This is a genomic window from Paenibacillus sp. J5C2022, assembly GCF_025567625.1.
Classification (GTDB): Bacteria; Bacillota; Bacilli; order Paenibacillales; family Paenibacillaceae; genus Pristimantibacillus.
Genome location: NZ_JAOQJC010000078.1, coordinates 1 through 12,044 on the forward strand (window position 1 = coordinate 1; position 12,044 = coordinate 12,044).

Consider the following 12,044-nt stretch of genomic DNA (forward strand, 5'->3'; position numbering starts at 1 on the left):
GAATGGTGCTATGGAGTGAATTTAGTGTAGGTGACATACATTGGAGCGGGGAAATGGTGCTATGGAGTGAATTTAGTGTAGGTGACATACATTGGAGCGGGGAAATGGTGCTATGGAGTAAATTTAGTGTATGTGGCATACATTAGAGCGGGGAAATGGTGCTATGGAGTGAATTTAGTGTATGTGGCAAACATTGGAGCGGGGAAATGGTGCTATGGAGTAAATTTAGTGTATGTGGCATACATTAGAGGGAAAAATAGCTAGGATGGAAGCCGGGCAAGGCACATACGGCATATAGATAGTGAAGCACGTAAAGCGCACCCCAAGGGTGCGCTTTCCGTCTCGTAATCTGTATTCCATCAATCTAGTAGTCGAACTCGCAATCCAATAGACTCGCAGCGCACTAGATTCTCAGACACCAACATCTTACCTGCATCATCAACGCAGCCTATACCGAACGCAGCTTCTGAAGCACATCGATGTAGTAACTGACGGCTCGGGGGACAAACTGGTCGGCTCGGATGCTTCGTTCACTGGGGACCAGCCGTAGATGATCGGGGGAGGAGGTGTTGTCAGCGACAAGCCTAACGCCGTGGGCGACTATCTCCTCCTGCTCGCCCTGGAACAAGGCGAGCAGTTCCTCAATGCCGGCTTCATATACACCGTAGACTTCCTCCGGCTGCAGACGAAGATCTGTCAGCGGAATATCGCAATGGAGGCCGAATACATCACTCACCTCTCGGTCGATGAACAGCTTCCCCTTCACATAGCCGCTTTCTTCTTCCCGCACTTGCCCAAGAGAGACGAGCTGATGGAAGCCAGCGGACACGCCAAGCTCCTCCTCCAGCTCGCGCACTCCTTCCTGCATGGATTCGCCGACGGACAGATGACCGGCGACGGTAATGTCATAGCAGCCAGGATTCGTATCCTTATCGGCATGGCGCTGCTGGAAACGGACGAGCTGTCGGCTGCCCTCATGGCGGGTTAGCCAACAATGGAAGGTGCGATGCCAATGGCCCAGCCGATGGGTCTCCTCCCGTGTGGCTGTTCCCAGATGATTCATTTCCTCATCATAGATGTCGAATCTTTCCTCACTCATGCGTTAGGCACCGGCTTCAAGCTGGGATGTGCAGTGCTTGCAGCGTGTCGCTTTAATCGGCACCTTGGACAAGCAATGCGGACATTCCTTCTCCGTAGGAGCAGGAGCGGCCTCTTCCTGCTTCTGCTTGCGGCGCAGCTTGTTAATCCCTTTTACAAGGAAGAAGATAGCCATCGCGACGATCAGGAAGTCCAGTACAACATTAATGAACTGCCCGTAGTGGATGGCGGGCACAGCCGCCAGCTCATCCCCGCTCAGTCCCTCAGTTTTTTCTAAGTAAATTTTCAAATCCTTGAATTCCATGCCTCCGAGAAGCATTCCGATAGGCGGCATGATGAGGTCGTTAACCAGCGAAGTAACGATTTTGCCGAATGCCCCGCCGATGATGACACCGACCGCAAGATCGACGACATTGCCTCGCATGGCAAATTCTTTGAACTCTTGTGCCATCTTCATGATTTATTCCTCCAATACCCATTCAATTCGTATCTCTTAAGCAGATAATCCATTATACCAACTGTCCTTGAAAGTAGTATACCCCAATTCTATCAATGCGAGACTTTCCAATGAGCAGTAAGCAATGTAACCATGGCTGGGATGGAAAAGTGTGCGAATGGCGGGTTGTGAGCGATGCAGTCTCGGTTGCGGAGTGGAAAGTAGCCGGAAATGGTGCTGCAGGCGATGTGAACTCGGCTGGAGATGGAAAAGTGTGCGAATGGCGGGTTGTGAGCGATGCAGTCTCGGTTGCGGAGTGGAAAGTAGCCGGAAATGGTGCTGCAGGCGATGTGAACTCGGCTGGAGACGGAAAAGTGTGCGAATGGCGGGTTGTGAGCGATGCAGTCTCGGTTGCGGAGTGGAAAGTAGCCGGAAATGGTGCTGCAGGCGATGTGAACTCGGCTGGAGACGGAAAAGTGTGCGAATGGCGGGTTGTAGGCGATGCAGTCTCGGTTGCAGGGTGAAAAACGCCCGCTTAGGTATATGGAATTAGTGCATCCGCCTTTATTCAACAGATTGCTACAAGCGAAGCGCGAAAGAAAAAGGATTTTTTGGTAATTTGTCGAACTTCCTATTTAAAGCAAATTGGAAGCATAAGGATACTCCATCCATTCCTTAGGAGGAGCATGATGAAAGCAATGATCCTGCAACTAAATCCTTTTTACATCGTTCTTGCGTTGACCATAATGTGTTATGCCGCTTATGCCATGTTCAGCATGATTGATCATTCCAACTCCAGCTCCAGCAGCAACAGCCAAGCCCGTTCAGGATGGATCGTCGGCGCGGCAAGTCTGCTGACCCTCGGCCATTGGACGATGCATGTCGTTCTGCTGCTGGCCTCGGATTTCATGCTGGTCATCGCCTGGAATGTGTTCCTTCCCTTTTTCCTGTCTGTTCCCATCACCTTCTGCGGGTTGTACCTTTATTTGCGCAAGCCGTGGGTGCGCGGCCGCCAATGGCTATGCGCCATCTTCATTTCCGCCTCCTCCGTCATTCTTCATCATTTGACGCAATGGACGGAAGCGATCGAGCAGTTTTCCCTGAATCCTGTCCTGTTATCGATATCTATTCTATTGCATGCTTCGGGAATATTTATAGCGTTAGTCATTTATGGCATGAAGAAGAAGTTTTATCGGATGATCAGCGGCATCGTGGTAGGCATTTCCACGATGATGCTTCATAAGCTTAGCCTGGAGTCCGTCATTGTGAAGTACGAGCATATTCTCTCCCTGGACCGGATGAACGACTACTTGCTGCTTGTTGCTTTTATTCTGTCCGTGACGACGCTCCTCTCGCTAATATTCGGGTACACGTCCTGGTTGAATACGCGCAAATATGTCATGATCAACAAACAATACAAGCAGCTTGTGGAGAACTCGATGGATACGATCGCATTGATCAAAGACGGCAAGTGGGACTATATGAACCCGTCCGGTCTGCGTATGTTCGAAGCGGCGTTGGAAGCGCAACTGGCCGGCTCCTCCATCTATTCCTTACTCCAGGACCATCATCATGAGGAGATGGGACGCTGGCTTGACAAGCAAGAGGGGGATGAAGCGGGGGAGCTCGACTTCATGGAATTTCAGTGGAAGACGCTGAAGGGCAACATGCTCCATACCGAAATCGTGAAGACGAGTACCGTTCAATCCGGGGTACTTGTGCATCAATTCATTATCCGCGACATCTCGCAACGAAAAAAATACGAGAAACAGCTCATAGATTCCGAGAAGCTCTCCATCGCAGGTGAGCTGGCCGCAGGTATCGCGCATGAAATTCGCAATCCGTTGACCTCTCTAAAAGGATTCATGCAACTGATCGCGACCGGCCGAATTCAGCAAAATCGCTACTATCCCATCATCAAGTCGGAGCTTGCAAGGATCGAGTCTACTGTGAGCGAGATGCTTATGTTAGCCAAGCCTCAGGTATATGAATTCAAACCGGTCAATGTAAGGAAGGTAATGGAAGAAAGTATGGGCATGGTAGGCTCTCAAGCGCATATGCAGCAAGTGAACTTGCAGTATACGCTCATGGAGGAACCGATATGGGTGCTTGGTGTCAATAGCCAGTTGAAGCAGGTATTTATCAATATTCTGAAAAATGCGATCGAAGCAATGCCATACGGGGGTGATATCACGATCGCGATCGCTATTGAAGAGGGAGATGTTGTCCGAATCGATATCCATGACGAGGGGGACGGCATTACCGACGAACAGTTGTCCAAGATGGGTCAGCCCTTCTATACGACGAAAGATAAAGGGACGGGATTGGGGTTAATGGTATCCTACAAAATTATTTATAATCACGGAGGCAAAATTACAGCCATTAGCAAGCTGGAGATCGGTACGACTATTACGATTCGATTGCCGCATTATAAGCCGGCTCAAGAGAAGGAGCAGCTGTCCAAGCCATCATTGCAAGCGGCAAATGACGTACCTCAGAGGAAGGAATGATAGAAGGGGCATGCGGTACGCGCATGCCCCTTCACATGTATTTCTCTATTTATTGCTGCCCTTGTGACGACGGGGATGCTGCATATGCGCCTCAGGATCATCATCGTCATCATGGGGAGTGAGGCGCGGGTCGGTACGGCCCGCATGATGATTGTCGAATTCCAGCTCGACTTGCTTCCATTCTGTCGTTCCCAGCATAGGATCGGCAGGGAACACATCGCCTTGCTCCAGTCGCTCGTCGCGTCCCCATTCGTTGCGGTAGACGCCGTCAGCCTTTACCGGTTCCCCAGATATAGGCTCCATTCGATGCTTTTCATGATCATGCTGCTTGCTCACGAAGTGTGCCCTCCTTCTATTCGCTTATAAGCCATGCTTTGGCACCGCTGCACGATCCGCTTCGGATTGCAGCTCGCTGGCCCGCGCTTTGCTGCCCTGAGCGCGATCCGCCCGAGATTGCGCCTTGCTTGCCGCCTTCTGGCGGTCGGAAGGTTGTTTGCCGGCCATAGGCTATCGCTCCTTCGATAATTTATGATCCCAATCAAGATCAGCAATAGTGTGCCACAAGAAGCTGTATTGTATGAATGGTCCGAGCAAGGCCTGAGCAGGAACACAAGAAGTTTGCTTGCGAACAGGGATAAGCCGAAGTTGTCTTCGTTCATTAGAGCAATCTGAGCTGACAGGACGGACATTCCGCATCGCGCTCTGTCACTTCCGTGTTGCATGCGGGACACGGCTCGCGGAAGGGGAGCGTCGAAGGTCGCGAAGGTGCGGTGGCGCTTGAAGCGGCATCGTCGGAAGAGGCGTCTCCGCTGCGAAGATGAGCGGGCGTGCCGAACAAGGTCTCCACCATCTCGCGCAGCGTCTTATACTTATCGGAGTCGTCTGAAGCAATACGGATGAAGAAGAACATGGCGCCAAGGAGCAACGCTGCCAGCAGCAGCACTACGACGGTTGCTCCAATATCGTACCATGTGCTCAAGGGCAATAGATAACGGCTGGTCAATCCATATCAGCTCCTGTTCATGCGGGGCTTATCCGTTAATTTGATAACGGCTCTCCAGCTTCTTGCCGCCGAACCACATGACGAGCACTGCAGTGATGGATACGAAGATTCGCCATGGCTCCTCCAGCAAATTGGCAATATCGAAGCTGATAAGGGAAATGCAGAAGATCATAACGGCTTTCCCCATCATAGTAGCCAGCAGAAACGTATGAAACGGCACCTTGCTAAGACCCGACACGACGGTAATAATGACGGACGGGGTGAACGGGAAGCAAGCGAGCAGGAACAGGGGCGTGAAGCCTCTTCGTTCCACCCAGTTGAAGAATTTCTCCGACTTCGGGAATCTGCGCTGAATCCGCGTCTTCACGTTCTTGCCAAGGCTTCTGCATATTAGAAAGACGCAAATGGCGCCTGCGGTAACGCCGATCCAGGAATAGAGGAACCCGAATCCGAATCCGTAAATGTTCACATTGGCCGCAATAATGAGCACCAGCGGCAGGAAGGGAAGGAAGGACTCGATATAGGGAAGCAGCAGTCCCGGCAAAGGTCCGAACTGCGAATAGCTCTGCAACGTTTGTTGAATTTGTTCAATATCCATACGCTGAAGCTCTGATATCCATTGATTTAACTGACTCATTCACGAACTCCGATCTGCCTTAACATTGCATAAAATAGACCAATCAAAAGAAAAATAATCGCACTTGTCCAGAAGACGGCCGTGTCTCCGCTGGCGGTGGCAATCACTCCTCCGACGATCGGCCCAATCATGACGCCGACGCCTTCGAAGGTGGACAGCAGTCCCCATCCGACGCCTTCCTGCTTCTGCGGCACATAGGCGGCCAGCAGAGCGTTCCAGGACGGCAATATAGCAGAGTAAGACAAGCCCAATCCGATTGCAATAATTAAACAATACCAAAATGAAGGCTCCCACGCCAGTGCATACAATCCAAAAGCGAACAGGATGAAGCCGATCGCGAGAAACCCTCTTCTTCCCCCCAGCTTGTCCGACAGCTTGCCCATCGGAACAAGGCCCAATACGGCGAACAATCCGCCCGCGGTAAGCAGGATGGAATATTGCGTCCCGGAAAGATGAAGCCGATCGGCGGCGAAGGCGGGGAGTATCGGGACGAGCATGCTGGCTGCCATCGTCTGGAGAATCATGCCGGGAAGCAGCATTCGCATGCGAATCAGCTTGATGCGAAGCGCCTTCCATTGGCGCCGCAGCGGGATGCGCGCAAGCGGCACACCGACATCGTCACGTCTGATCAAGAAAGAGAACGCTGCAGCCAGGGCAGACAGAACAGCGAGAAGCCAATAGGTGAACGAGTAGCTATAGTCCAGCAATATATTGCACACGATCGGGCCGCTGCCAAGACCGAGCAGCCATACGGTATAGAGATAGCCCATGCCGGTGGCACGCTGCTCTTCGGGCACCTTCATCAGACATGCGATCCAGATGGGAGACATCCCGATGCCGTACAGCGCGGAGGAGCCGATGAACATCCATGGCAGGGTGGAGAAGGGCATCAAGCCAACACCTATGAGAGAAATGACCAGACCGGCCTGTACGATACGTTTCATAGAGAAGCGATCCAGCAAGTAGCCAATGCCGATCTTCAGCACAGTATCAGTAATATAATGCGCAGAGATGGCGATTCCGATGACGTCGGCTGTAAGCCCCAGTTGTGCCGATCCGTATATCGGAAGCAAGCTGACCAACACCGCGCCGCGCACGAACTCGACGAGAAGAAGGATCAGGATCATGAGCTTCATGTCGGCCAGAAATGATGAGCGTACTTTTCTTTGCACGATTACAGGCTCCTTTGCTCGAAGCTATAGATGGACATACATAGAAGCTTTATTCCCGAGTCGGAGGCTGAATAAAACATCGTCGACGATGTATTTTGCCGCTGCTGCAGATTGCGTATTCGCTTGCAGCGCTCTGATGCTGGAACGGGCGGCTTCAAGCCGCAGCGGATTGCCGAGCATGGAGAGGACGCCAGCCGTCAGCGAAGCCGTATCCCGATAGATGAATGCGGCGCCCTTGGACTCCAAGTACAGCGCATTCTGCTTCTCTTGTCCCGGGACAGGCCGATAGAGGAATAAGGGCAAGCCGGCGGCGATGCCTTCGGCCAGCGTCAGTCCGCCGGGCTTGGTAATCAGGCAATCCGCTATCGACATCAGCTCGTGTATTTGCTCGACGAATCCGAACAGATGCAAGCGATGCGATGCGGGGTGATCGCCGAACTTCTGCTTCATCGCTGACCGGAGAGCATCATTGCGTCCGCAGACGAGCACAACCTGCAGGCTCTCGTGGCGAAGCAGGCCAGCGCAGATGTCCTGCACGTTCGGCATGACGCCTTGGGCGCCTGCCATGACAAGCGCTACCAGCTTGCCGGGATGCATGCCGTAGCGGGAAGGGCAAGTCTTCACCGATGAGCTTAGGTGGAACTGCGGCTTGAGCGGAATGCCGCTTACCTTAATACGGGATGGCGCCATGCCCAATTGCTGAAGCTCCAGACGCATATCCGGCGTAGGCACATAATAGCGGTCGACGGAAGGGTGGACCCATCGTCGGTGAAGATCGAAGTCCGTCAGAACGGCGAAGGAAGGGATAGGCTGGACGCGCTGCTTGCCACGCATGGACGGCAAGGTGAACAGAGGGAACGTATGAATGACCGCATCGGGTTGTTCCTGCCGAATCAGTTTTTGCAATTTTTGGCGTCCGAAGGAGTGAAGCCATTGCCCGAACAAGGAGTCGTGCTTCATGGGCTTCGTCCAATCGTAGACCCAGCCGTATACTTGCGGCATATGCGTATAGCTTTTCAAATAAAATTGACGGGTCACTTCGTTGAGCAGCGGATGGGATTCCGCCATGAGATCAACCATGACCGTATTGGCGTTGCCCCGTTCCTTCAAGGCGTCGCGAAGCGCGCATGCGGCCTGATAATGACCTTGACCATAAGATGCATACACAATGAGAAGCTTGGATTGACGTGTCTGATTGATGAAGTAGGGCATGTCACACCTCCTGAAATATAAGTGTAACGGTATAATGTAAAGCCAGCGTGAACGCTGTGTGGATACTTTGTTGAGCATTCACTGGATTGTATGCCTTCGGGAAGAAGAGTAGACACGGGGAAGGTGGGGGATGATGGGAATGCGCCTGAGGGGCCGAAGAAAAAGAAAAGGAAAAGTCCCTCATGTTCAGCGCCTGCCGCTGGACATGAGGGACTTCTCGTACGAGTCAAGTGATTAGATGAGCAGGCTGAAGAGGACAGGGTCCTTGTTCAGCTCCAGGTACCGATAGCCGCGTTTCGCCATGCGCTCCAGAAGTGGACCGTAATCTTCCCGATGCTTCAGCTCGATGCCTACAAGCGCCGGTCCGTTGTCTTTATTGGACTTCTTCGTATATTCGAAGCGGGTAATATCGTCGCTTGGCCCCAGCACCTGATCCAGGAATTCGCGCAGCGCGCCGGCGCGCTGCGGGAAGTTGACCATAAAGTAATGCTTGTAGCCCTCATAGATGAGAGAACGCTCCTTGATTTCCTGCATCCGGTCGACGTCATTATTGCCGCCGCTAATAATGCAGACGACCGTCTTGCCCTGGATCTGATCGCGATAGGCATCCAGTGCAGCGATCGGCAGAGCCCCTGCCGGCTCCGCTACGATAGCATTCTCGTTGTACAAGTCCAGCATGGTCGTGCACACTTTGCCCTCGGGCACGGCAATGACGTCGTCAATGAGCTCCTGGCAGATGGAGAAGGCCAGATCCCCGATCCGCTTGACGGCGGCGCCGTCCACGAACTTCTCGATCTCCTCCAGCGTTACGACCTCGCCTGCATCCAGCGATGCGCGCAGCGATTGCGCGCCATCGGGCTCCACACCGATAATGCGGGTGGAAGGAGAGATGACCTTCACATAAGAGGATACGCCTGCAGCAAGACCGCCGCCTCCCACGGTGAGAAAGATATAATCCGGCGAATGCTCGGTTCTGTCCAGCAGCTCCTGTCCGATCGTGCCGTTGCCGGCAATGATCTTGCGGTCGTCGAAGGGATGGATGAACGCCATGCCGCTTCGTTCGCTTTCCGCAATCGCTTCGGCATAGGCGTCGTCGAATGTATCTCCGGTCAGGATGACTTCAACCTGATTCCCTCCGAAGAACGAGACCTGCTTCACTTTCTGTCTCGGCGTCGTGCTGGGCATGAATATTTTCCCCGGAATGCCGAGTGTCTGACAGGAGTAGGCCACCCCTTGCGCATGATTGCCTGCGCTGGCGCATACGACGCCCTTGGAAGTCTCCTCGGGTGACAAAGAGCGCATGAGATGGTAAGCTCCTCTTATCTTGAACGAGCGAACCGTCTGCAGGTCTTCCCGTTTCAGCAATACATTGCAATTATAGCGTTCGGACAATACACGACTATGCTGAAGAGGCGTGTGTACGACGACATCTTTCAGATGCATGTGTGCCTGAACAATTTCTTCCATACTGATTCTATGAGCGGTTTGAGAATTGGCGTTCATGATACCATCCTTCCATCATGATAGCAGCTATGCTGTTCGAATATAGATACAATTGTTTCATTATACCATTAAGTCGGTGCAAGTGAGAGAAGTATTCATCAAGCTTTCGCAGGATATATGTGGGGAGGAAAATGATTAGATGAGAGTGATCAAGCGTATAGTGTGGACTGTTGTCATTTTGCTGCTGCTGCTCGCCGGTGCGGTATGGGCGGGGCTGGCGTATATCGCGCCGGAGCGCGAGCTGGGCTTTCAATTGGAGAATGAGAAGATCGATGTGAAGGAGAAGGCGCTTCATATGGTGAAGCGCATGAAGCCGGAGCTTGTGCTGACGGAATCGGAGGTGAACGATCTGATCAGGCTGGGCATGGAGAGGCAGATGGGCGATCATATCCGGATTGAAGGAGCGGACTTTCAATTGGCGAAGGATCGGTTAATTGGCGACATCAATGTCATGTACCGGGAGCGCATACCGGCAGGAGTGAAAGTAGAGTACGAGGTAGATTGGAAGGAGCCGAATCTGGTGCTCTATCCGGCCGTTTTATCGATCAAGGCGATTGATTTGCCGCTTCATTATTTGGAGACGATTACGATCCCGTTGGACTTGCCTTCTGGCGAGGCTTTCAGTGTGGAGGAAGTCCGAATGGAGGAAGGACGGCTTATGGTGTTGTTTGATATCAAGCTTCCCTTCTAAAGGAATGGGTACGTAATTGGCGGCAGTTGAAAGACCTCAAGACCTGCGTTTAAGCGGGACTCGAGGTCTTTGTCATGAGATGTATATCTGTGTGACGAGACGATCAGGCGGGCAGTTCAACGCTGGTTGGAAAGTTGCGGAGAAGCGACTTGCTCAATCTGCGATTTGATGAATGGACCATACTATGCCCTCGTTATCCGTTCCTCCAAGCGACAAGTTGATGCTGAGACCGTCCGAGACATAGAACAGACCGACAACATCACCGGCAGTAAGCTCCACATCGCCAGCCAGCGTAATCGTACCGCTTCCCAGTATTGTTCTCAGGGTGATAAGCAATACGATACTGACGTTGAGAATAGGGAATATGCCAGTAATCAGATCCGTCGACGAAGGCGAAGTTCTTCGCACACGGAACGATGGAAATATGCCTGCTCCTAATTGAACAGAAATTGTAGCGGTTGTTGTGTAGTTGATAGTCGCTTTAATGGAGTATTTGCCCGTCGCGGGAGCGGTGAAAGAGCCTGTCGTCGCATTGAAGCTAGCGCTGCCGTAATAAGGACTTGAGGTTGACCAGTTGCCGAGTTGTCCGCTGGCACTTAGCGTCAGAGAATTGATGCGGGCGGAGAAGCCGATGTCTCCAAAGACCGGCCCTGTCGGTCCTTGGGGTCCGGTGGCGCCGTCCGCGCCAGTAGGTCCAGTTGCTCCTTGAGGTCCAGTAGCGCCGTCCGCGCCCGTTGCTCCCGTCGGCCCTTGAGGTCCTGTAGCGCCATCGATGCCAGTTGCTCCAGTTGCACCTTGAGGTCCCGTCGCCCCATCCGTACCAGTTGATCCCGTCGGCCCTTGGGGTCCAGTGGCGCCATCAGTGCCAGTAGGTCCAGTTGCTCCTTGAGGTCCAGTAGCGCCGTCCGCGCCCGTTGCTCCAGTCGGCCCTTGAGGTCCGGTAGCACCGTCAGCGCCAGTTGGTCCAGTTGGCCCCTGAGGTCCGGTAGTGCCTTCGGCGCCAGTCGGTCCAGTTGGTCCTTGGGTTCCTGTAGCGCCATCGTCGCCGGTAGATCCTGTCGGCCCTTGAGGTCCAGTGGCGCCATCCGCGCCCGTTGCTCCAGTTGGCCCCGTTGGTCCTTGAAATCCGGTCGCACCATCGGCGCCAGTTGGCCCCGTCGGCCCTTGGGGTCCGGTAGCACCGTCTGCGCCCGTTGGTCCAGTCGGCCCTTGGGGACCAGTGGCCCCGTCCGTGCCCGTTGTCCCCGTCGGCCCTTGCGGTCCGGTGGCGCCATCTGCGCCAGTTGGTCCAGTCGGTCCTTGAGGTCCGGTAGCGCCATCAGCGCCAGTTGATCCCGTCGGCCCTTGAGGTCCGGTGGCGCCATCGACGCCATTCAGTCCAGTTGCACCTTGCGGTCCAGTGGCACCATCGGTGCCCGTCGGCCCAGTTGGCCCTTGAAGTCCGGTAGCGCCATCCGTGCCGGTAGATCCAGTCGGCCCTTGAGGTCCGGTAGTGCCATCGGCGCCCGTTGGTCCAGTAGGCCCTTGGGGTCCAGTGGCGCCATCGACTCCTGTTGGTCCAGTCGCTCCTTGAGGTCCTGTAGCGCCGTCCGCGCCCGTTGGTCCAGTCGGCCCTTGAGGTCCGGTAGCGCCATCGGCGCCCGTTGGTCCAGTCGGCCCTTGAGGTCCTGTAGGGCCGTCAGCGCCCGTTGTTCCAGTCGGCCCTTGGGGTCCGGTGGCGCCATCAGCGCCAGTTGATCCGGTCGCTCCTTGAGGTCCGGTAGCACCGTCAGCGCCAGTTGC

Annotated in this window: 13 protein-coding genes; 3 read left to right on the plus strand and 10 right to left on the minus strand. The window is 53.9% G+C overall.

The annotated features are described in order from the left end of the window. Positions 1-448 precede the first annotated feature (448 nt). Positions 449-1,099, minus strand: a complete 651-nt coding sequence (locus M6D81_RS30925) for an NUDIX hydrolase (protein WP_262681445.1) — start codon at positions 1,097-1,099, stop codon at positions 449-451. A gap of 3 nt (positions 1,100-1,102) precedes the next feature. Then, entirely contained in the window at positions 1,103-1,555 is a 453-nt protein-coding gene (gene mscL / locus M6D81_RS30930; protein WP_262681447.1) for a large-conductance mechanosensitive channel protein MscL, read from the minus strand. Positions 1,556-1,665: 110 nt separating this feature from the next. Here mscL and M6D81_RS30935 point away from each other — a divergent pair, with 110 nt between their 5' ends. Both M6D81_RS30935 and M6D81_RS30940 read left to right on the plus strand, forming a co-directional pair. Continuing rightward, a complete protein-coding gene (locus tag M6D81_RS30935; RefSeq protein WP_262681449.1) occupies positions 1,666-2,058 on the plus strand; it encodes a hypothetical protein in 393 nt (130 codons plus the stop codon). Between the two features lie 162 nt (positions 2,059-2,220). After that, positions 2,221-4,044, plus strand: coding sequence for an ATP-binding protein (locus M6D81_RS30940; protein WP_262681451.1), 1,824 nt, complete (start codon positions 2,221-2,223; stop codon positions 4,042-4,044). 45 nt (positions 4,045-4,089) lie between these two features. On the opposite strand, the gene M6D81_RS30945 is transcribed toward M6D81_RS30940, so the two are convergent. The 7 genes from M6D81_RS30945 to ilvA all read right to left on the minus strand — a co-directional run bounded on the left by M6D81_RS30945 (position 4,090) and on the right by ilvA (position 9,571). After that, the gene (locus M6D81_RS30945; RefSeq protein WP_262681453.1) at positions 4,090-4,380 is read right to left on the minus strand and encodes a transposase; all 291 of its coding nucleotides are present in this window, start codon (positions 4,378-4,380) and stop codon (positions 4,090-4,092) included. A 24-nt stretch (positions 4,381-4,404) separates the two neighbouring features. Continuing rightward, entirely contained in the window at positions 4,405-4,548 is a 144-nt protein-coding gene (locus M6D81_RS30950; RefSeq protein ID WP_262681455.1) for a hypothetical protein, read from the minus strand. A gap of 154 nt (positions 4,549-4,702) precedes the next feature. Beyond that, positions 4,703-5,047: a hypothetical protein gene (locus tag M6D81_RS30955; RefSeq protein ID WP_262681457.1), complete on the minus strand. Its 345-nt coding sequence runs from the start codon at positions 5,045-5,047 to the stop codon at positions 4,703-4,705. Between the two features lie 28 nt (positions 5,048-5,075). After that, a complete protein-coding gene (locus tag M6D81_RS30960) occupies positions 5,076-5,684 on the minus strand; it encodes a TVP38/TMEM64 family protein (RefSeq protein ID WP_262681458.1) in 609 nt (202 codons plus the stop codon). Beyond that, positions 5,681-6,856 (minus strand): MFS transporter, encoded by a 1,176-nt coding sequence (locus tag M6D81_RS30965; protein WP_262681461.1) that lies wholly within the window; start codon positions 6,854-6,856, stop codon positions 5,681-5,683. The genes M6D81_RS30960 and M6D81_RS30965 overlap by 4 nt, the downstream gene beginning before the upstream one ends. Before the next feature lie 24 nt (positions 6,857-6,880). Beyond that, positions 6,881-8,068: an MGDG synthase family glycosyltransferase gene (locus tag M6D81_RS30970; protein ID WP_262681463.1), complete on the minus strand. Its 1,188-nt coding sequence runs from the start codon at positions 8,066-8,068 to the stop codon at positions 6,881-6,883. 234 nt (positions 8,069-8,302) lie between these two features. After that, a complete protein-coding gene (gene ilvA, locus M6D81_RS30975) occupies positions 8,303-9,571 on the minus strand; it encodes a threonine ammonia-lyase IlvA (protein ID WP_262681465.1) in 1,269 nt (422 codons plus the stop codon). Positions 9,572-9,710: 139 nt separating this feature from the next. Here ilvA and M6D81_RS30980 point away from each other — a divergent pair, with 139 nt between their 5' ends. Then, positions 9,711-10,262 (plus strand): hypothetical protein, encoded by a 552-nt coding sequence (locus tag M6D81_RS30980; RefSeq protein ID WP_262681466.1) that lies wholly within the window; start codon positions 9,711-9,713, stop codon positions 10,260-10,262. Between the two features lie 153 nt (positions 10,263-10,415). Here the strand turns inward: M6D81_RS30980 and M6D81_RS30985 are convergent. Further along, positions 10,416-12,044, minus strand: a 1,629-nt coding sequence (locus tag M6D81_RS30985) for a collagen-like domain-containing protein (RefSeq protein WP_317259187.1), incomplete at its 5' end; no start/stop codon positions are given.

Excerpts from the sequence above, each read along its gene's own strand:
- M6D81_RS30935 (WP_262681449.1), top strand. The coding sequence starts at position 1,666 with ATGAGCAGTAAGCAATGTAACCATGGCTGGGATGGAAAAGTGTGCGAA.
- ilvA (WP_262681465.1), bottom strand. The coding sequence starts at position 9,571 with ATGAACGCCAATTCTCAAACCGCTCATAGAATCAGTATGGAAGAAATT.
- M6D81_RS30960 (WP_262681458.1), bottom strand. The coding sequence starts at position 5,684 with ATGAGTCAGTTAAATCAATGGATATCAGAGCTTCAGCGTATGGATATT.
- mscL (WP_262681447.1), bottom strand. The coding sequence starts at position 1,555 with ATGAAGATGGCACAAGAGTTCAAAGAATTTGCCATGCGAGGCAATGTC.
- M6D81_RS30980 (WP_262681466.1), top strand. The coding sequence starts at position 9,711 with ATGAGAGTGATCAAGCGTATAGTGTGGACTGTTGTCATTTTGCTGCTG.
- M6D81_RS30950 (WP_262681455.1), bottom strand. The coding sequence starts at position 4,548 with ATGGCCGGCAAACAACCTTCCGACCGCCAGAAGGCGGCAAGCAAGGCG.
- M6D81_RS30970 (WP_262681463.1), bottom strand. The coding sequence starts at position 8,068 with ATGCCCTACTTCATCAATCAGACACGTCAATCCAAGCTTCTCATTGTG.
- M6D81_RS30925 (WP_262681445.1), bottom strand. The coding sequence starts at position 1,099 with ATGAGTGAGGAAAGATTCGACATCTATGATGAGGAAATGAATCATCTG.
- M6D81_RS30940 (WP_262681451.1), top strand. The coding sequence starts at position 2,221 with ATGATGAAAGCAATGATCCTGCAACTAAATCCTTTTTACATCGTTCTT.